The sequence below is a fragment of the Synechococcus sp. BS55D genome, assembly GCF_004332415.1.
Classification (GTDB): domain Bacteria; phylum Cyanobacteriota; class Cyanobacteriia; order PCC-6307; family Cyanobiaceae; genus Synechococcus_C.
On record NZ_PHQT01000005.1, the window covers coordinates 54,169 to 72,565 of the forward strand.

Annotated in this window: 24 protein-coding genes; 15 read left to right on the forward strand and 9 right to left on the reverse strand. The window is 63.5% G+C overall.

What is annotated here, in order from left to right:
• The first annotated feature begins 42 nt into the window (after positions 1–42).
• Complete coding sequence (locus tag CWE16_RS11050; protein WP_131595416.1) at positions 43–750, forward strand: DUF4079 domain-containing protein; 708 nt, start codon at positions 43–45, stop codon at positions 748–750.
• Here the strand turns inward: CWE16_RS11050 and CWE16_RS11055 are convergent.
• Both CWE16_RS11055 and CWE16_RS11060 read right to left on the reverse strand, forming a co-directional pair.
• Positions 735–974, reverse strand: a complete 240-nt coding sequence (locus CWE16_RS11055; protein ID WP_236629713.1) for a gamma-glutamylcyclotransferase family protein — start codon at positions 972–974, stop codon at positions 735–737. The genes CWE16_RS11050 and CWE16_RS11055 overlap by 16 nt on opposite strands.
• 50 nt (positions 975–1,024) lie before the next feature.
• Positions 1,025–1,270 carry a NifU family protein gene (locus CWE16_RS11060; protein ID WP_007098450.1) on the reverse strand — a complete coding sequence of 82 codons (246 nt, stop codon included), beginning with the start codon at positions 1,268–1,270 and terminating at the stop codon, positions 1,025–1,027.
• A 98-nt stretch (positions 1,271–1,368) separates the two neighbouring features.
• Here CWE16_RS11060 and CWE16_RS11065 point away from each other — a divergent pair, with 98 nt between their 5' ends.
• The gene (locus CWE16_RS11065) at positions 1,369–2,859 is read left to right on the forward strand and encodes a malate:quinone oxidoreductase (RefSeq protein WP_131595420.1); all 1,491 of its coding nucleotides are present in this window, start codon (positions 1,369–1,371) and stop codon (positions 2,857–2,859) included.
• Between the two features lie 48 nt (positions 2,860–2,907).
• Positions 2,908–4,722: a translation elongation factor 4 gene (gene lepA, locus CWE16_RS11070; RefSeq protein WP_131595422.1), complete on the forward strand. Its 1,815-nt coding sequence runs from the start codon at positions 2,908–2,910 to the stop codon at positions 4,720–4,722.
• Positions 4,723–4,800: 78 nt separating this feature from the next.
• Here the strand turns inward: lepA and CWE16_RS12425 are convergent, their stop codons facing one another.
• Positions 4,801–5,304, reverse strand: coding sequence for a pilin (locus CWE16_RS12425; protein ID WP_330848559.1), 504 nt, complete (start codon positions 5,302–5,304; stop codon positions 4,801–4,803).
• Between the two features lie 125 nt (positions 5,305–5,429).
• Here CWE16_RS12425 and CWE16_RS11080 point away from each other — a divergent pair, with 125 nt between their 5' ends.
• From CWE16_RS11080 to CWE16_RS11095, 4 genes are read left to right on the forward strand one after another with little or no spacing between them, the layout of a single operon-like run.
• A complete protein-coding gene (locus CWE16_RS11080) occupies positions 5,430–5,915 on the forward strand; it encodes a hypothetical protein (RefSeq protein WP_131595424.1) in 486 nt (161 codons plus the stop codon).
• Positions 5,912–6,307: a type II secretion system protein gene (locus tag CWE16_RS11085; RefSeq protein WP_131595426.1), complete on the forward strand. Its 396-nt coding sequence runs from the start codon at positions 5,912–5,914 to the stop codon at positions 6,305–6,307. Before CWE16_RS11080 ends, CWE16_RS11085 begins: the two co-directional genes overlap by 4 nt.
• Positions 6,304–6,822: a GspH/FimT family pseudopilin gene (locus CWE16_RS11090; protein ID WP_131595428.1), complete on the forward strand. Its 519-nt coding sequence runs from the start codon at positions 6,304–6,306 to the stop codon at positions 6,820–6,822. Before CWE16_RS11085 ends, CWE16_RS11090 begins: the two co-directional genes overlap by 4 nt.
• A complete protein-coding gene (locus tag CWE16_RS11095; RefSeq protein WP_131595430.1) occupies positions 6,822–7,397 on the forward strand; it encodes a prepilin-type N-terminal cleavage/methylation domain-containing protein in 576 nt (191 codons plus the stop codon). Before CWE16_RS11090 ends, CWE16_RS11095 begins: the two co-directional genes overlap by 1 nt.
• On the opposite strand, the gene CWE16_RS11100 is transcribed toward CWE16_RS11095, so the two are convergent.
• Positions 7,365–7,739 carry a hypothetical protein gene (locus CWE16_RS11100; RefSeq protein WP_131595432.1) on the reverse strand — a complete coding sequence of 125 codons (375 nt, stop codon included), beginning with the start codon at positions 7,737–7,739 and terminating at the stop codon, positions 7,365–7,367. The two genes, CWE16_RS11095 and CWE16_RS11100, sit on opposite strands and share 33 nt — an antisense overlap.
• The gene (locus CWE16_RS11105) at positions 7,736–9,232 is read right to left on the reverse strand and encodes a sensor histidine kinase (protein ID WP_131595434.1); all 1,497 of its coding nucleotides are present in this window, start codon (positions 9,230–9,232) and stop codon (positions 7,736–7,738) included. Before CWE16_RS11105 ends, CWE16_RS11100 begins: the two co-directional genes overlap by 4 nt.
• A 124-nt stretch (positions 9,233–9,356) precedes the next feature.
• Here CWE16_RS11105 and CWE16_RS11110 point away from each other — a divergent pair, with 124 nt between their 5' ends.
• Both CWE16_RS11110 and CWE16_RS11115 read left to right on the forward strand, forming a co-directional pair.
• Positions 9,357–10,175: an ABC transporter permease gene (locus CWE16_RS11110; RefSeq protein WP_131595627.1), complete on the forward strand. Its 819-nt coding sequence runs from the start codon at positions 9,357–9,359 to the stop codon at positions 10,173–10,175.
• A 20-nt stretch (positions 10,176–10,195) separates the two neighbouring features.
• Positions 10,196–10,456, forward strand: a complete 261-nt coding sequence (locus CWE16_RS11115; RefSeq protein WP_131456141.1) for a hypothetical protein — start codon at positions 10,196–10,198, stop codon at positions 10,454–10,456.
• Between the two features lie 15 nt (positions 10,457–10,471).
• On the opposite strand, the gene trmH is transcribed toward CWE16_RS11115, so the two are convergent.
• Positions 10,472–11,161 carry a tRNA (guanosine(18)-2'-O)-methyltransferase TrmH gene (gene trmH, locus CWE16_RS11120; RefSeq protein WP_131595436.1) on the reverse strand — a complete coding sequence of 230 codons (690 nt, stop codon included), beginning with the start codon at positions 11,159–11,161 and terminating at the stop codon, positions 10,472–10,474.
• Between trmH and CWE16_RS11125 the strand changes: the two genes are divergently transcribed.
• Positions 11,160–11,537, forward strand: a complete 378-nt coding sequence (locus tag CWE16_RS11125) for an MGMT family protein (RefSeq protein WP_131595438.1) — start codon at positions 11,160–11,162, stop codon at positions 11,535–11,537. The two genes, trmH and CWE16_RS11125, sit on opposite strands and share 2 nt — an antisense overlap.
• A gap of 7 nt (positions 11,538–11,544) precedes the next feature.
• Positions 11,545–12,897 (forward strand): 16S rRNA (cytosine(967)-C(5))-methyltransferase, encoded by a 1,353-nt coding sequence (locus CWE16_RS11130; RefSeq protein ID WP_131595440.1) that lies wholly within the window; start codon positions 11,545–11,547, stop codon positions 12,895–12,897.
• Positions 12,898–12,901: 4 nt separating this feature from the next.
• Here CWE16_RS11130 and CWE16_RS11135 read toward each other — a convergent pair whose 3' ends face one another.
• Genes CWE16_RS11135 through petP form a run of 3 tightly spaced genes read right to left on the reverse strand, consistent with a single transcriptional unit; the run spans position 12,902 to position 16,118 of the window.
• The gene (locus CWE16_RS11135) at positions 12,902–14,935 is read right to left on the reverse strand and encodes a transglycosylase domain-containing protein (RefSeq protein ID WP_131595442.1); all 2,034 of its coding nucleotides are present in this window, start codon (positions 14,933–14,935) and stop codon (positions 12,902–12,904) included.
• On the reverse strand, positions 14,932–15,885 hold the full coding sequence (gene chlG, locus CWE16_RS11140) for a chlorophyll synthase ChlG (RefSeq protein WP_131595444.1): 954 nt from the start codon (positions 15,883–15,885) through the stop codon (positions 14,932–14,934). Before chlG ends, CWE16_RS11135 begins: the two co-directional genes overlap by 4 nt.
• 11 nt (positions 15,886–15,896) lie before the next feature.
• Positions 15,897–16,118, reverse strand: a complete 222-nt coding sequence (gene petP, locus CWE16_RS11145; protein WP_131595446.1) for a cytochrome b6f subunit PetP — start codon at positions 16,116–16,118, stop codon at positions 15,897–15,899.
• 67 nt (positions 16,119–16,185) lie between these two features.
• On the opposite strand from petP, the gene hisF reads away from it, so the two are divergent.
• From hisF to CWE16_RS11165, 4 genes are all read left to right on the forward strand, one after another.
• A complete protein-coding gene (hisF, locus tag CWE16_RS11150) occupies positions 16,186–16,965 on the forward strand; it encodes an imidazole glycerol phosphate synthase subunit HisF (RefSeq protein WP_131595448.1) in 780 nt (259 codons plus the stop codon).
• A gap of 40 nt (positions 16,966–17,005) precedes the next feature.
• Positions 17,006–17,224 carry a hypothetical protein gene (locus tag CWE16_RS11155; RefSeq protein WP_131595450.1) on the forward strand — a complete coding sequence of 73 codons (219 nt, stop codon included), beginning with the start codon at positions 17,006–17,008 and terminating at the stop codon, positions 17,222–17,224.
• An 11-nt stretch (positions 17,225–17,235) separates the two neighbouring features.
• The gene (gene ubiE / locus CWE16_RS11160) at positions 17,236–17,937 is read left to right on the forward strand and encodes a bifunctional demethylmenaquinone methyltransferase/2-methoxy-6-polyprenyl-1,4-benzoquinol methylase UbiE (RefSeq protein WP_131595452.1); all 702 of its coding nucleotides are present in this window, start codon (positions 17,236–17,238) and stop codon (positions 17,935–17,937) included.
• 86 nt (positions 17,938–18,023) lie between these two features.
• Positions 18,024–18,374, forward strand: coding sequence for a hypothetical protein (locus tag CWE16_RS11165; protein WP_131456159.1), 351 nt, complete (start codon positions 18,024–18,026; stop codon positions 18,372–18,374).
• The last annotated feature ends 23 nt before the right edge of the window (positions 18,375–18,397 follow it).

Sequence of the window (18,397 nt, forward strand, 5' to 3'; positions counted from 1 at the left end):
GCAGCGTTCCGTAGTTCTTGGATTGATCGCACTCTTGCTGAGATGACTTTCGTTGACTGGCTCTGGATCCTGCATCCATTCCTAGCGGTGGTGCTGATCTATCCCTTGATGGGCATGGTGATTCGCCTGGCGCTGCAGACCCGGCAGCGGCGCCTGCAGAAGATGAAACTCCCCGCCACGGTGGGGCGCGACCACAGTGATCTGGGTCGCTGGTTGTCGGCCGGCGTGGTGCTGATCGTGCTGATCGCGCTCACGGTGGGGATTGCCACCAAGGCGCCTCTGGCGGCGTTCGCTGGGGGTACCCCGCGGGCGATGCAGTTGGTGTTGGTGCTGGTCGGCACGCTGGTGAGCCTGGTGGCGCTCTGGTTCGTGAAGGCACCGGGGTTGCGCCTGGTCTTTGCCCTGATCACCTGGGCCGGTGTGCTGGGGCTCGGCGCCCAGCCGGAGGTCTGGCGTCTATCGGATAACCCCCTGGATGGAGCCTTCTGGCAGTCGCACTACTGGGCTGGTGTTGCTGTCACCGGACTGATGCTGTTCTCCCTTGGCGCCCGGCCCGAGATCCTGCGCGACATCCGCCTGCGGCGTCTGCATGTGAGCGCCAGCGTGCTTGCGGCGGTGCTGTTTTTGATGCAAGGGCTCACCGGCACCCGGGACCTTCTCGAGATTCCCCTGAGCTGGCAGAAACCAACGATCTACAGCTGCAATTTTGAGGCGCGCACCTGCCCGCCTCTGGCTCAGTCGGGCCGCTGATACACCCATACCCAGCGACCGTCATCGAGCTGGCGTTGGACCCGCTCATAGACCTGAGGGGCTTCTTCCCAGGCATCGAGCAGGGACCAGAGCGCATCGCTGACGCGATATACCTCCCCATCCACAAACCCGATGCCGGGTTGCAGCATCGGATAGCCCCCATGGTTCACAAGCTCTGAAGCGCTGAGCCGCCCGGATGCTTCAGCGGCTGCACCCCCAAGCAAGTGGTGTGCAGGGCCGTTGGCGCGAAGGCTGCCGTAGACGAAAAGCAGGTTCAGAGCACCTGCACCACTTCGCTCACCTCGGGGATCGCTTCACGCATCTTGCGCTCGATGCCCATCTTCAGGGTCATGGTGCTGCTGGGGCAGCTGCCGCAGGCTCCCTGCAGACGCACCTTCACCACGGGGCCATCGATCTCCACCACCTCCACGTTGCCGCCGTCGGCCATCAGGAACGGGCGCAGCTCATCGAGCACCTTCTCCACATTCTCACTGGTGAGCGGCAGGGTTTCGGTGCTCATGGCAAACGAACGAAGTTGGAAGAGAACCCAATCGTAGGCAGGCGCGAACGGCACCGGCTCCATACCCTTTGGGCAGCAAAGTCCGTTTTGTCTCTTTCGTGAACCGCTACGACGTTGTGTTGGTGGGCGCGGGAATCATGAGCGCCACCTTGGCGTCGTTGCTGCATGCCCTAGACCCTGAGCTGCGCCTGCTGCTGGTGGAGCGTCTTGAGGCGCCAGCGCTGGAAAGCAGTGCTGCAGTGAACAATGCAGGCACCGGCCATGCGGCCAACTGTGAGCTCAATTACACCCCGCTGCAGGCTGATGGCACGGTGGCGACGGCTAAGGCTTTATCGATCAATGCCGCGTTCGAATCGAGCCTGGAGTTTTGGGCCTCGCTTGCTGAACAGGGCCTGCTGAAGCCAGAGGTGTTTCTGCATCGGGTGCCCCATCTCAGCCTGGTGTGGGGTGCCGAGGATGTGGCCTTTCTGCAGCAACGCCACCGGCAGCTGAGCGCTTTGCCTGCCTTTGGGGCGATGGAGTGGACCAGTGATCCGCAGCAGATCGCAGCCTGGATGCCCCTGGTGATGGAAGGGCGCGGGCGCGATCAGCCCCTGGCCGCGACGCGCATCGAGCGAGGGATGGATGTGGATTTCGGCACCCTCACCCGGGCCTTGTTGGCTCCTCTGCAAAACGCTGGTGCGCTGGAAGTGATGTTCGGCACCACGGTCACCGATCTCAATCGCGGCCACAGCCTTGGCGTGGCTTCCGAACGTGACTGGGTCTTGAATCTGCGCGGACCCTCGGGTGCTCGGCAGGTGGAGACCCCCTTTGTCTTCCTGGGCGCTGGCGGGGGAGCCCTTCCTCTGCTGCAGAGCAGCGGCATCCCCGAAGCCGATGCCTATGCCGGTTTCCCGGTGAGTGGTCAGTGGCTGGTGTGCGGCGAGCCATCGCTGGTGGCGCGCCACCACGCTAAGGTGTACGGCAAGGCGAAGGTGGGAGCGCCGCCGATGTCGGTGCCCCACCTCGATACGCGCTGGATCGATGGCAAGCGCTCGCTGCTGTTCGGTCCCTATGCGGGTTTCAGTAGCAAGTTCCTCAAGACGGGCTCGCTGCTGGATCTGCCGATGTCAATGCGGGCTGGCAACCTGCTGCCGATGCTGCAGGTGGGGGTCAACAACCTTCCTCTGGTGAAGTATCTGATCAATCAGCTGCGCCAGAGCGAGGCCGATCGGATGGAGGCCCTACGCGCCTTCTTGCCTGAAGCCCGCGACCAGGATTGGACGCTCTCGGTGGCCGGCCAGCGGGTGCAGATCATCAAACGCACGCCCGAGGGCGGGCGCCTGCAGCTGGGCACCGAGGTGGTGGCCTCTGCCGATGGTTCCCTGGCGGCCTTGCTGGGGGCCTCACCGGGGGCCAGCACCTCCGTCAAAATCATGCTGGAGGTGCTGGAGCGCTGCTTCTCGCAACAGTTGACCACGGCGGCCTGGCGTGAACGCCTGCAGCGACTGATCCCCAGTTATGGGCAGGACATCAATGCCGATCCGGCGCTGTTAGCCCGCACCCGGGAGCGCAGTGATGCGCTTCTGGGGCTGGTGGCTGCTCCCTAGGATCGCTTCACTGATGACACAAGCCCGAGCCGGGATTCCGCCAACCGCATGACCGACGCCCCCGTCTCAAGGATCCGCAACTTCTGCATCATTGCCCACATCGACCACGGCAAGTCGACCCTGGCCGATCGGCTGCTGCAGGACACGGGCACGGTGGCCAGCCGCGACATGCAGGATCAGTTCCTCGACAACATGGAACTGGAGCGGGAACGGGGGATCACGATCAAGCTTCAGGCGGCGCGGATGAACTACACCGCAGCCGACGGTGAGCAATACGTGCTCAACCTGATCGACACCCCGGGGCACGTGGACTTCTCCTATGAGGTGAGTCGCTCGTTGCAGGCCTGTGAAGGGGCGCTGCTGGTGGTGGATGCCAGCCAGGGGGTGGAAGCCCAGACCCTGGCCAATGTGTACCTGGCACTGGAGAACGACCTCGAGATCATTCCCGTTCTCAACAAGATCGATCTGCCCGGTGCCGACCCCGATCGCATCAAGGAAGAGGTGGAGGCGATCATCGGCCTTGACTGCAGCAAGGCCATTGCCTGCTCGGCCAAAACAGGGTTGGGTGTACCCGAAATTCTGCAGGCGGTGGTGGACCGGGTGCCAGCGCCGAAGGATGCGGTGGAGGAGCCCACCAAGGCACTGATCTTCGATTCCTATTACGACCCCTACCGGGGGGTGATTGTGTATTTCCGGGTGATGAGCGGCCGGATCAGCTGCAAAGACAAGGTGCTGCTGATGGCCAGCAAGAAGACCTATGAGCTCGATGAGATCGGGATCATGGCGCCGGATCAGAAGAGGGTGGAGGAGCTTCACGCCGGTGAGGTGGGTTACCTGGCGGCATCGATCAAGGCTGTGGCCGATGCCCGCGTGGGCGACACGATCACCCTGCTCAATGCTCCGGCAGACGAGGCCTTGCCTGGTTACACCGAGGCCAAGCCGATGGTGTTCTGCGGCCTGTTCCCCACGGAGGCCGACCAGTATCCGGATCTGCGCGAAGCACTCAACAAGCTTCAGCTCTCCGATGCGGCGCTGCAGTTCGAACCGGAAACCAGCAGTGCGATGGGCTTCGGGTTCCGTTGTGGCTTCCTGGGCTTGCTGCACATGGAGATCGTGCAGGAGCGTCTGGAGCGGGAGTACGACCTCGATCTGATCGTCACTGCACCGTCGGTGATCTACAAGGTGAACATGATCGACGGAACGGACGTGATGGTGGATAACCCCGCCACGCTTCCCGACCCGCAGAAGCGCGAGTCGATTGAAGAGCCCTACGTGAAGATGGAGATCTATGCGCCGAATGAGTACAACGGCGCGCTGATGGGCCTGTGCCAGGAACGGCGCGGTGAGTATCTCGATATGAAATACATCACCACCGATCGGGTGACGCTGATTTATGAACTACCACTGGCGGAAGTGGTGACGGATTTCTTCGATCAGATGAAGACGCGCACCCAGGGCTATGCGTCGATGGAATACCAACTGATCGGCTATCGCAGGAACGAACTGGTGCGCTTGGATGTGCTGATCAATGGCGAGCGGGCTGATCCCCTCACTACGATTGTGCACCGCGATAAGGCGTACAACGTGGGCAAGGCCCTGGTGGAGAAACTGAAGGAACTGATCCCCCGCCAGCAATTCAAGATCCCCATTCAGGCTTCGATTGGTAGCCGCATCATTGCCTCCACCAGCATCAGCGCGATCCGTAAGGATGTGTTGGCCAAGTGCTACGGCGGTGATATCTCCCGCAAGAAGAAACTGCTGAAGAAACAGGCCAAAGGTAAGAAGCGGATGAAAGCCATGGGCAAGGTGGATGTGCCTCAAGAGGCCTTCATGGCGGTGCTGAAGCTGAATCAGACACCTTGAGCAGGGTTCCTTTGGGCTTCAGCGTTTTTCCGGCCTGCTTGTAGGGCCTTGGCTGGCGTGCAGGGGCTGAATCAGCCTTTAAATTCCTGCTGTTTTGATGTCGTCGATAGATCCTAGGGCGGCATTTCCGGTGAGTGTAATTGTTACGCCTTTGGTGTTTTGATTGTTGGTGTCACCGGTTGCTGTGATCGTGAAAGCTTCCTCAGTTCCTGTGCATGCATAGGAGAATTTGGCTCCATCTTCAATTGTAGTCAAAGTGCCTGCGTATGTTGAGCAGTTGAGGCTGAGCGTGCCGAGAGAGCCATTCTCTAAAATGTAGGCATGAGTTTGTTTGAAGATGTTGCTAGCCTGCTGTTTCGCTTCAGTCGCTGCTGCCTTCTTGGTTTGACTGAGGAAGGTCGGCAGAGCAACTGCTGAGAGAATTCCTACAATAACGATGACGATCATTAGTTCGGCAAGGGTGAAGCCCTTCGCGAACAAATGCCGTTTTTCGTTGCGGTTTATGAGCGCTTTCTGAACTCTGGAAGTCGTGGGAGTCATGTCCTGAAGTGGGTCGAGCACCTTTGGTGCGAGCCCTTTCATCATTCCCCTGGGATGGGCGCCTGAGTCGGAAGCGTTGCTCAGGCAAACGCAGGCCTCTAGGCCGCCAGGGTTTTGCACTGTATCGGTGCTGTCGGGGAATGATTAAAACCGTTGTCTCTACGGCCATGCATCCGCAACGAAAACCGCCGGCCAATGGTTTCGTGTTGCCCCTGGCGATCAGCACCTCAATCGTGTTGCTGATCGGCAGCGCCTCTCTGCACACCCTCGCGCTTCAGGCCCGCAGCCGTGGGCGCTTGCAGCTGCAACTCCAGCAGCGCGAGGACCAGTTGCGGGCTGCTGCCATGACCTTTCTGCAAAGGGCGTCGGAGCCTGCTGAAGCTTGCCTGCTCGCCTGGCCTTCATCTTCCTGGGAGGGACTGACGTCTCTCTGCGCAGAGGCCTCACTCGAACGGCTCCGCATTGGAGCCGTTCACACCGGAACGCCTACCTGGCGTCTGATCGCCTGGGAGCCTGACGGGAATGGTGCGACCCTCAGCCTGGCCCTGGAGGCTGAACCGGCTGCTGCGCGTTTCCGTTTGGATCGTGCCCAGGGACAGTGGCGTTTGCAGGACGGTTTGCAGCGCCTGCCCGTGTCGGAGCCGGCGTCATGACCCTGCCGGAAGTGTTGGTGGCGGCGGTGATCCTCACGGGCAGCAGCGGAGCTGCTCTACAGACCTGGAGCCTGGCCGCCCGTTCCGCCCTGGAGGGGCAACAGCAGCAGGGCGAGCTGGAGTTGCTCAACACCCACCTGCTGGCTGGCCGCCGTTGGTTGGTCCAGGAGTATGCGGGGGCCTGTCGCTTTGACGCCGCCACCATGGCGGATCAGCTGGCGTTGGCGCAGCCCCTGCCGGAGCCGTTCAAGCGCAGCCTGGAGCCAGACCTTCCCACCGGTGGTGTCTGGCTCAGCCTGCGGCATCTCCCCACCGATCTCAGCCGTCGCCAGTTGCTCACGCCTGCCGGGAGCGGCACCTGTGCGCTCCAGGCCCAGGAGTTGGAGCCATGAGCCAGCGTGATGGCGGCTTCAGCCTGGTGGACCTGCTGGTGGCGATTGCCGTGTTGGGGATCCTCGCCTCGATCGGTCTGGTGCATGCCGGCCAGGATCGCGCTCGCGCCGAATTGGATGGGGCCATGCGTCGCTTGGCCGTGGGCCTGGAGCAAGCCCGGCGATCGGCGGAGCGCGACGGGAAGGCCTGTGCCCTCTCCCTCACCGAGGCGGGCTGGGAACCGCCGGTCTCCGCTGATCTGTCGCCCTGTCGTGGAGCTGGCCTCGCCCTCGAGGAACCCCTCTCCCGCGGGCTGGTCCGTCTCGACACCAACCTTCCCGACCCCCTGCGTTTCAGTGTCAACGGTCTGGTGCTGGACGGGGGGCTGGCGGTGCTGTCCGCCCCAGGCAGCACCGTTCGCCCTTGCCTGGTGGTGAGTCTCCCCCTGGGCGTGATGCGGCAGGGCCGTTACCAGCATGATCCTGCCGCTGGCCTGAGCAGCAGCCACTGTTTGCCGACGGGGAGGACCGGTTGATGTCCCGCCCTGATCGCTGTGATGGCTTCACCCTGGTGGAGCTGCTACTGGCCGCCAGCCTGGGCAGCTTGCTTTTTGGCGTGCTGCTGCAGGTGCTGCTTGGTGACCTCAGGCTCGGTGCCGCGATGGCGGCACGCCTCCAGGCCCGTTCCCAGCAGCAGCGCACCCTGGCGCTGCTCCGTGCCGAACTCGCCATGGCCCATGGGGTGGATCTGGATCCCTACCCATCAGCACAGTGGCCCTGTGGCTTGGCGGGGCGCCGCCCGGTGCTGGCGATCGCCACGGATCCCGCTGACCCTGACGCCCGAGGTCGCGCCATCGTCTACAGCGTTGGCCCGGCTCCCTCCTCGATCTGGCGTGGCCAGGTGCTGATGCGCTGCGGCCCTGCTTACAGCCTCGATGGTCTGCCCAGCCTCGAGAGCCGTTTTCAGAATCGGGTGCTGCTCGACAGCTTGCCTGAGGGGGCAGAGACGGGGCTGATTGCTCGCCGTGATCCAGTGCTGCCGGTGCTGCATCTGGCGTTGGAGCAAGCCCTCTCTCCCTCAGGCCGCGTGCGGACCACGGCGGCGCTGTAGCGGATTGGAGGCCTGGGGTTCCAGAAAGTAGTAGGCCTCCACACTGAGGGCACCAAGCGCCAGGAACAGATGGTCGATCCATCCGTAGTCCACGCCCATTCCCATGAATGCGATCCAGCTGTTCACCGTTGCCATCACCAGCAGGAAGACAGCGAGTACAACCGACAGCGCGGGCAGCGTCTGACGGCGATCGAGCCACAGGGATCGCAGCAGTGGCAGCAGCACCAGCACCGAAACGGCGTGCAGGATGCGCATCGACAGGTCGCTGTGCAAATGGGGCGTGATTGCGGCCCAGAGATTGACAGGAATCAGCAGGGAGGCCACGAATAAGTAGCTGATCATGGCTTGGATGTCTCCGCGTCGATGGATTGGGCTGGGTCCGCGAGCGGCAACTGCACGACAAAGCAACTACCACGGCCAAGCTCGCTGCGAACGCTCACCTCGCCTCCCATTGCTTCCACCAGCAGTTTGACGATGGAGAGCCCTAGGCCAGTGCCACTGCGTTGGGAGGAATTACTGGCCCGCCGGAAGCGCTCGAAGACATGCTCAAGCTCATCGGCGGGAATGCCGATGCCGTTGTCTTCCACTTCGACGCAGACCTTGGTGCCAGCGCGGTGCAGGCCCACGCGAATCTCGGCCTGCTCCGGTGAGTATTTGTCGGCGTTTTCGATCAGATCGAGCAGCACCTGTCGCAGTCGGTCGCCATCGGCCAGGGCCACCAGGGAAGCCCCTTCGCTGCCATCCGGCAGTTCCAGTTGAATCTCCCGTTCGGTGGTGGTGCGCGCCAGGTTGATTGCTTCCTGCAGCGTGTCGGCCATCGACACCGGTTTGCAGCTCACCTGCAGCTGGCCCGAATCCCCTCGGGAGAGATCAAGCAGATCATTAATCAGGCGTCCCATCCGCAGGCTTTCCTCCTCGGCGACGCCGAGCCCCTGGCGTTGCACGCCATCGAGGTTGCTTCCGCGTTTCAGGGTGCGATGCAGATACCCCTGAACGATCGTGAGCGGCGTGCGCAATTCGTGACTGACGGCACTCACAAATTGGCGCTGATGATTCCACGATTCCGCCAGTCGCTCCACCAGGTCGTTGTAAGTACCGGCCAGTTGGGTCACTTCCACGGGGGCATTGGCGATCTCCACCGCTTCCGTGGTGAGGGTGTCGGCCGTGAGTTGGGCGGAGGTGTCACTCAGCTGTTGCAGGGGCCTGATGATCCTGCGCACCAGATGGCTCACCACGGCGAGGGAAAGCACCAGACAGCTGCCCCAGATCACGATCATCCAATTGAGAAATTCCCCCTGGGCTCGCTGCACGCTGGTGATCTCAGCCGAGCTCCAGAGCCGTAATCCCGATGGGTACTGGCGATGCAGCAGGGTCACATAGTCCTGACCGCCCACACTGATCGCTCGGGTGCTTCCCTCCTGGCGTTGGGGATTCGCGGCCATGGCCAAGTGCAGCATCGCTGGATCGTTGGGGAGATGCCCTGCCGTCGGCAGGAGCAGTTGGCCATCGGATTTCTCGATCCAGAGGGTGGTGCGCACGCTTGAGTGATCGCGCAGCTCCTGGCGGATCTCGCGGGCTTTCGCTTCGTGGACTTGGCTGGCCGCTTCCCCCTCACTCCCTGTCAGCAGGTTGTGGGCCAGTAGGCAGGTTTCCAGTGAGCTGGCGCTAGCTGTAAGTTCCGCCTCGCCGCTGAGGAACTGGCTGCGTTGACTCAGCCAGAGCCCGGCGGTGCTGGCGCCGGTGAAGCCGAGGAACACCGCCAGATACGTGGCCAGTTGCAGCTGGCCCATCAAGCTGCCGAGCAGGCGTTTGCGCCAGGGGGTGTGGGTGCTCATGGCTTCATCTTCATCGCCCGAGCCGTCCTCGGCAGCGAGAATCTCCCCAGCACGACCCCCCCGGCGGCCCTTGAGCTTCGGTTTCTCCCCCCTGGGCCTTTCCCGCCCCAGCCTCTCGGCCCGGATGGCCCGCTGGGGATTGGTGATCGTGGCGGTTTACATCGCTGTGGCCCTGCTCACCCCATTGCTGCTGGCGGCCGGGGTGTTGCCTGATCCGAATGCCGGCCTCGACAATCCCATCTATTCCGCCCCCTCCTGGCAGCACTGGTGCGGGACCGATCGTCTAGGCCGCGACGTGTGCGTGCGCACGCTGCAGGGCAGCGGTGTTGCCTTGCAGGTGGTGTTGCTGGCCGTGGCTCTGGCCCTCGTGATCGGCGTGCCCCTGGGCATGGTGAGCGGCTACCTCGGCGGTGGTGTCGATCGCTTGCTGGTGCTGCTGATGGACACCCTCTACACCCTGCCGGTGCTGCTGCTGTCTGTGGTGCTGGCCTTTCTGCTCGGCCGCGGGATTCCCAATGCCGCTGCTGCCCTCTGCGTTGTGTATGTGCCTCAGTATTTCCGCGTGGTGCGCAATCAAACCGCCCAGGTGAAGGCCGAGCTGTTCGTGGAGGCGGCCAAATCCCTCGGGGCCGGACCGGTGTGGATTCTGCGCCGTTACCTGCTCCGCAACGTGATCACCTCCGTGCCGGTGCTGCTCACCCTCAATGCCGCCGACGCGGTGCTGGTGTTGGGGGGGCTGGGATTTCTCGGCCTCGGATTGCCTGAAACGGTGCCGGAGTGGGGCAGTGATCTGAATCTGGCCCTGGCGGCAGTGCCCACCGGGATCTGGTGGACGGCCCTCTACCCCGGCCTGGCGATGTTTGTGCTGGTGCTCGGGCTCTCCTTCCTCGGGGAGGGGCTTGAAGCTTGGGTGAGCAGCAGCGGACGAGACGCGGCAGACTGAAGAAATCCGCAGTTGCTGCCATGCCCTGGTGGGCCACGCTGATCTTCCTCTCGCTGATGACCTACCTGTGGTTTTCAGGTCGGTCGAATCCGGATGATGTGATCGGTCTGCTCGAGCAGATGCTGGCGATCGCCCTGGCCCTGGTGGTGTTGTTCATTGGTCGCAACCTGCTCCTGGAGACCCTGGTGCTCGTGTTTGCGCTTCGGCTTCCGGCGGCGCGACGCGGAACCCCGGTGATCGAGCGCCCAAAGGCCGGCAAGGATGTTCTGATTCCGTTCTGATTGGCTGCTCTTGCTTCAACAGCGCAATCGTGCGGTGCGTGGGAGGTCCTCGAGAATCTCTCCTTCTTCGCTCAACGCCGGGTAGGCCCGCCCCTGCTCGCGGCACCACCGGGCCACCTGGGGATAGGCCCATTCAAAGAGCAGGTCGTCGTATCGGTCTTCAGGGATCCCCTCCCCGCGACTCGGCACCAGCCCCGCTGCCTGCCGTTGTCGCAGCGCTTCAAACAGCAGCGTGGCCGTGGCCACTGACACATTCAGCGACTGCACCATCCCTCGCATCGGAATGAACACCGCCTGGTCCATCAGGGCGGTTGCGGTTTCACTGAGTCCCCATTTCTCGGCGCCCAGCACGAAGGCACAGGGGCCCGTGAAATCGCAGTCGCGGTAATCGCGGGCATCCACGCCCAGGTTGGTGCCATACAACTTGAAACCCTGCGCCTTCAGGTGCTGCACGGCCGTTGTCACGTCGGGGTGATCGCAGAGGGGCACCCAGCGCTGGCTGCCCTGGGCGGTGCTGTTGAACGTGCGCGGTCTGCCGCTGAGGCTCACGGCATGGGCCTCGAGCACACCGACGGCATCACAGCTGCGCAGAATGGCTGAGAGATTGTGGGGCTTCTCCACATGCTCCACCAGCACGGTCAGATCGGCCATCCGCTGGTTGAGCACGGAGCGGAGCCTCTCGAACCGGCGGGGGAGAAGGGGCATGACAGCGAGCACGTCCTTTGATTCGAGGGTATGGGATGCCGTGTCCCAGATCCCCCGGGCCCGCTTGGTCACCTATGGCCAGGTGGCCGATTGGATCGGCGCCTATGGCTGTGCCCGTCAGGTGGGCTGGGCCTTGCGGCGCCTGCCTCTGCCCTCCCAGATCCCCTGGCATCGGGTCGTGAATGCCCAGGGGCGCATTGCGATGAGCCCGAGCCGTGAGGGATCCGACTGGATGCAGCGGGAGCTGTTGATCGCTGAGGGCATTCCTGTGGATGGGGAGGGGCGTCTGCCCCTGCGGCGCTTCCTCTGGACACCCGATCCTGCCTGTTTCGCCGGGGCGCTAGCTCTGGAGTGTTCCGCGACACGTGAGGTTTGAGCTGACGATGCCCGTGCCTGAGTCCGCCATCAGCACCCCTGCGGTGGGCCTTGCCCCGCGCCGTTTGGCTTGGGAGGTGCTGGAGGCCGTGGCGGCTGGGGCCTATGCCGACGTCGCCCTCGAGCGGGTCCTACGCGGACAGACGGTCTCCGCGGCTGACCGCGGCCTGGCCACGGAATTGGCCTATGGCGCGATCCGGCGACGTCGCTGGCTGGATGCCTGGCTTGATCGGCTTGGCAAGGTGCCGGCCCTCAAGCAGCCGCCCCGTCTGCGCTGGCTGTTGCATCTGGGTCTCTATCAATTGCTGCAGATGGAGCGGATCCCGGCGGCGGCGGCGGTGAACACCACGGTGGAGCTGGCGAAACGCCATGGGCTGGGGCGACTGGCGCCGGTGGTGAATGGCCTGCTCCGTTCCGCTTTGCGGGCCCATGAGGCGGGGGAGTCATTGCCGCTGCCCTCCGACCCCGCAGGCCAGCTTGCTCTGCTGCACTCCCTGCCGGACTGGTTTGCAGGGGAATTGCTGCGTTGGTGCGGGGCCGAGCAGGCGGAGCTGGTGGCCCGCGCCTGCAATCAGGTGCCGCCCCTTGACCTGCGCATCAATCGGCTGCGCAGCACCCCAGAGGCTGTCTCGGCAGCCCTGAGCGCTGCCGGCCTCGAGACCAGCTCGATCGAGGGTTGCCCCGATGGATTGCAGGTGCTCGGATCCGGTGGTGATCTGCGCCAGTGGCCGGGGTTTGAGGAGGGGCTCTGGTGTGTGCAGGACCGGGCCGCCCAGTGGGTGGCGCCCCTGATGGAGCCCCAGCCTGGCGATCGGGTGCTGGATGCCTGCGCCGCCCCCGGTGGAAAGGCCACCCATCTGGCGGAGCTGATGGGCGATTGCGGTGAGGTGTGGGCCGTGGATCGCTCCGCTGGTCGCCTGCAGAGGGTTGCAGCCAATGCCAGTCGGTTGGGTCTGGGCTGCGTGAATGCCCTGGCGGCTGATGCTGGCGACTTGCTGCAGGATCGCCCCCAATGGCGAGGAGCGTTCCAGCGAATCCTGCTCGATGCCCCTTGCTCTGGCCTAGGCACCCTTGCTCGCCATGCTGATGCCCGTTGGCGGGTGACGCCTGAGAGCGTGGCTGGGTTGCTCCCTCTTCAGGCCCGTCTCTTGGAGGCCATGGTGCCCCTGCTCGCTCCGGGTGGTCGCCTGGTGTACGCCACCTGCACGATCCATCCGGCGGAAAACCATCGGCAGATTGCGACCCTTCTCAAGGCCCAACCGTCTCTACGTCTGATCTCCGAGGAGCAGCGCTGGCCTGATCCAACCGGGGGGGACGGGTTCTATGCCGCTGTGATCACCACGTCGGGTGTCCCCACCTAGAACATCACTGCACCGGCAGGGGCCTGAAGTTCTCATCCACCGGTGGGCCGCCGGGCGGGGCGATGTAGCGCGGTGGTGGGGCCTGAGGGGCAGTGGGCTGGTTGGGGTCTGTGGACTCGGGTGCCCAGATCGTTGGATCGGGGTTGTATTCATAGCCCCGGAAGGGAGCCTCCTGGTTCTGGCCAGGTTTTTTCGCTTCACTGCCGGGTTTCCTGAAGGTGCGCTTCAGCTCAGGCTTAGGGGGGAAGTTCTGCACCGGGAACTGCTCTTTGATCTTGGTCATGAGCTGGTTCCAGGCCCAGGCCGCTTCGCCGCTGTTGCTATTGGTGTCGGCGTTGTTATCAAAGCCGAACCAGACGGCGGTGGTGAGTTGGGGAATGGAGCCAATGAACCACAGGTCCCGGGCCCCCTCTGAGGTGCCGGTCTTGCCGGCCACCGGACGGTCGTTGAGTTTGGCGGCAACCCCGGTGCCCCCCTCCACCACCCGTTGCAGCATCCAGTTCATGGCGTCGGCCACGTCGCTGTCGACGGCGCGTCGGCCCCGATCGCCATCCACCCGACGACTCCAGAGCACCTCCCCGCCGGGTCCGCGGATCTCTTCAAACGCACTCGGTTTCACATAGACCCCGCGATTGGCCACTGCCGCATAGGCGGCGGTCATGTCGAGGATCGTTTGCTCGTAGGCACCGATTGCCATGGGGTAGTACTTGCCCAAGGGGCGCGTGGTGCCGATCCCCAGGTTGTTGGCCATGGCGATGATCGGATCGAAGCCCACCTTGTCCTGCAACTGCACGGCCACGGTGTTCAGCGAGTTCTTGAGGGCATCGGCCAGGGAGATCGGTCCGAAATATTTATTGCCGAAGTTCTTGGGGCAATAGCCCCTCCAGCAGCGGGGGGCGTCGTTGAAGATGTCTTCTGGCTTGACACCCGCGTTGATCGCCGCTGCATACGGGAACAGCTTGAAGGTGGATCCAGGAGAGCGCAGGGCCTGGGTCGCCCGGTTGAACTGACTCGTGTTGAAGTCTTTTCCGCCCACCATCACCCTCACCAGGCCAGTGCCCGGTTCGATCGACACGATCGATCCCTCGGTGCCGTTGGGGGCGAATTCACGCACCACCTTTTGGGCATCCCTCTGCCAGTTGAGGTTGAGGCTGGTGCGGATCTTCAGGCCGCCCACCTCGAGCTGCTCGGGGCTGAGGATTCGCGGCAGCTGCTGCGCCACCCAGCTAGTGAAGTAAGGGGCGGCACTGTTGAAATATTTGGGTGTCGCTGGTTTGAGGTTCAGGGGACTGCGACGCGCTTCCTCAGCCTGCGCGGCATTGATGAAGCCCGCTTGTTGCATCCTCTCCAGCACGATGGAGCGCCTTTCCAGGGCCAGCTCTGGATTCACCAGGGGGGAGTAGATCGAGGGGGCCGGTGGCAGGCCGGCGATCAGGGCCGCTTCCGACAGGGTGAGCTGATCAGGCGTCTTGGAGAAGTACACCCAGGCGGCATCGGAGACGCCGTAGGCACTGGAGCCGAGATAGACGTAATTCAGATATTGCTCAAGGATCTGATCTTTGCTGAGCTGGCGCTCAAGCTTGTAAGCGAGGGCTGCTTCCTTCAGCTTGCGGGTGATGGTGCGGTCTTGGCTGAGGAAAACGGTGCGGGCCAGCTGTTGAGTAATCGTGCTGGCACCTTCACGCACCGCCCCCTGGCGGAGGTTGGTGACCACAGCGCGGCTGATGCCCCAGAGGTCAACGCCGTCGTGCTCATAGAAACGGCGATCCTCCGCGGCCACGAACGCCTGCTTCACCAGTTCAGGCATCTGCCCCGGCTCGATCTTCTCTCGCGTTGCCGGGCCCAGCTTTTGAATCACCTGCCCATCGCTGGAGAGCAGGGTGATGGTGCCGGGGCGGTTGAAGCGAGCGATGCCGCGGGCGTCCGGGAGGGTGGCATCCAGGGCCTGAGTGATTACGGCCTGGCCCATGGCCACGCCAATCCCCACACCTCCAGCTGTGGCAGCCAGGATCAGCCAGTGACGGCGGGTGCGCTTCACATCACCTGGGTCAAGGAGCTGTGACCAACAGCGAGAGCGGTCACAAGCATGCCGAGCACCAGAAACGGCTGGGCACTGGCCTGATATTTCACATCAAAGGCGACGGGGTCTCGCAGCAGCCAGATGTCCTGGAAGGTGATCTGGGGCACGATCAAGAGCACGAGCAACACAGCAGCGAAATGCTGTCCGATGGCGATCAGAACGGCAACCATCAGCAGCTGAAACACATCGATCATTCCTGCGCTGATCCAGCTGGCTTTCTCAAGACCAAACACCACCGGTAGCGATTGAAGGCCAAGGGCCTTATCGCCTTCGACGCTCTTGAAGTCGTTCACAACGGCGATGCCAAGACCGGCGAGGCTGTAAGCAAGCGTGAGGATCGCCGTTGCCCAGGTGAGCTGTCCGAAAAGGGCTTGGCCAGCCCACCAGGGGAGGGCGATGTAACTGGCGCCAAGGGCATAGTTCCCGAGCCAGCCGTTCTGCTTCAGCTTTAGGGGTGGAGCGGAATAGATGTAACTCACGAAAGAGCCGCCGAGTGCCAGCAGCAGCAGCACGGGGGTCTGATGTCCCGCCCAGAGGTCCAGGCCCCAGGCCACAGCCAGTCCTGCCAGCAGCAGCACCCAGATCTGAAGCTTGACCTGACCGAGCGGAATCGCGCCGGAGGGGATCGGCCGATAGGGCTCGTTGATCGCGTCGATCTCCCGGTCGTAGTAGTCGTTGATCGTCTGGGTGAAGCCCGCCAGGAGCGGACCGCTCATCACCATGCAGGCCAAGGCCGCCAGAAAGTGATCCCAACGCCATTGGTAATTGCCGCTGGCGGCGGCACCGCAGACCACACCCCAAATCAGGGGGATCCAGGTGACCGGCTTCATCAGCTGCAGGCGCAGCTTCCAAATGTTGGTGGTGCCGCTGGCACCTTTCATGCCAAGCAGTTGACGGGCGTCACTCATGGGCCTGAGCCTCAGGCGGGGGCGATTTCGTCATCGAAGAACCAGCAGGTGGCGCCATTGCTGAGCTCCACCACAACACCGATCCCTTTGCCATCGGTGGTCCGGAAATCGATCACGGTGCCGGTGGCGTCCTTCTTGAGAAGCTCCACGAGGCTTGCCGGAATGCGATCACGCACTCGCGTGACCCGCACCTTGGAGCCGATGTCGATGGTGACTGCCGCCTGCTGTGACATGGCCTGCAAGGCTTGGAAAGTGGGCGTCACCCTAACAGCTGCGCCCCCGATCTTTGCCAAAGGCTTGATGGTTGCCCTTCGCCTGATTCCCTGCCTGGATGTCGCTGACGGTCGTGTCGTCAAGGGCGTGAATTTTGTGGGGCTGCGCGATGCCGGTGATCCGGTGGAGCTGGCTTGCCGCTACAGCCATGCCGGGGCTGATGAACTGGTGTTTCTCGACATCGCCGCCAGTCATCAAGGGCGCGGCACCCTGGTGGATCTAGTGCGTCGCACCGCTGAAGCGGTCACGATTCCCTTCACTGTTGGAGGTGGGATTCGTTCCGTGGAGGGGATCACCGAGCTTCTGCGGGCGGGGGCCGACAAGGTGAGCCTCAATTCCTCAGCCGTGCATGAGCCTGAGCTGGTGGCCAGGGGCGCCGAACGGTTCGGCTGTCAATGCATCGTGGTGGCGATCGATGCCCGGGCCAGGGATGGCGGCGGCTGGGATGTGTACGTCAAGGGTGGACGTGAGAACACCGGTCTGGATGCCGTGGAGTGGGCGCGTCGGGTGGCGGAGCTTGGTGCGGGGGAAATCCTGCTCACCTCCATGGATGGCGATGGCACCCAGGCGGGCTACGACCTGGCGCTCACGCGGGCCGTTGCCCAGGCGGTGCCCGTGCCTGTGATCGCCTCAGGAGGGGCGGGATGCCTGGATCACATCGCAGCCGCGCTCGATCAGGGGCCAGCGGGGGGGCAGGCCTCGGCTGCCCTGTTGGCTTCGCTGCTTCATGACGGGGTTCTGACCGTGGAGGTCATCAAGGCGGATCTGTTGCGTCGGGGTCTGCCGATCCGGCCCGCGCAGACCTGATCAGCTCCTTAGGATCGGTGAAGTTATGTGAAAGGCTGCGGTGGCTGGTCTGCCCCTGGTCGAACGCGCCTGGGCTCTGCCGGTTGGCTTGGTCGCAGTGCTCGCAGTCATCGCTTTGGTGGCCTGGGCCTTGCAATTGATGCAGGCGGCTGTTGATCAGCAGGAGTTTTCGCTCATGCTGGCTGGCTGCATGGTCTGTTCTGCCGCCGTGGGCCTCGCGACGGTCATGGTGATGACATTGAACGGCCTGCCGCTCTGAGAACGGTCCCTTTGAAACCCGGAGATCCCGCAGCCGTTGAGCAGCTCTTCAACGCTGTTGCCCCCCGTTACGACCGCCTGAACGACCTGCTCAGTCTTGGCCTGCATCGCCATTGGAAGCGGCAGATGCTGGTCTGGTTGCAGCCCCGTCCGGGCGAGCGCTGGCTTGATCTTTGCTGCGGCACAGGGGATCTGGCCCTGGCGCTAGCCCGCCGTCTACGTCCGGGGGGTGAGGTTCTGGGCCTCGATGCGGCGGCCGCCCCCTTGCGGCGGGCCCAGGAGCGGGCATCCCGAGAGCCCTGGTTGCCTGTCCGATGGCACCAGGGAGATGCCCTCGCGACAGGCCTTCCCCCCGCGGCTCTGGATGGAGCGGTGATGGCTTACGGGTTACGCAATTTGGAAGATCCCGCCGCGGGGCTGCGCGAGTTGCAACGGGTGCTGAAGCCCGGTGCGCGGGCTGCCGTGCTGGATTTCAACCGGCAACCGCCCGGCAGCGCTGCAGAAGCTTTTCAGCGGGCTTACTTGCGCAGGCTGGTGGTGCCAGCCGCTGCGATGGCGGGCTTGCGTGATCAATACGCCTACTTAGAGGCCAGTCTCGAACGTTTTGCCACTGGCCCGGCTCAGGAGCAGATGGCCTTGGCCGCAGGCTTCCTTGAAGCTCACCATCGCCCCCTCGCCGGGGGGCAGATGGGTCTGCTGCTGCTGAAAAAATGACCATCCATCTCGTCTCATGCTGTGTCGCTTGCGACCAGGGCGGTGGTGGGCTTAGAAAGAAATGATTAAGAAAACGGTGCTTGGCCGTGGCGTTCCCTCTCCCCTCTCTGCTCTCCTCGATCGAGGACCTGCTCCTCGAGGTGCAGTGGCTTGACGGGATGATCCTGGTGACCGACTCCCAGCGCGCCACCTTCGTCTCGTTCTCCCAGGTGGATCCGGTGCTGCGTCGCCTGCGAGCTCGGCCGAAGGGCATGGAGGTGGCAGAAAAGCTCTGCATGTCGCTGCTGGACTCCCACGGCAAAGCATCCGCCAAGCCTGTGCTCGTCTTCCAGGGGGATGGCAGCTTCTGGTTGGGAATGATGAGTCCGAGTCGCAGCAATCCCCATCGGCATCACGCCATCGCCCACTTGCATCGCTGCTTCTCCCTGAGCCGGTAGGGGGACCCTTCGGCTGGAGAATG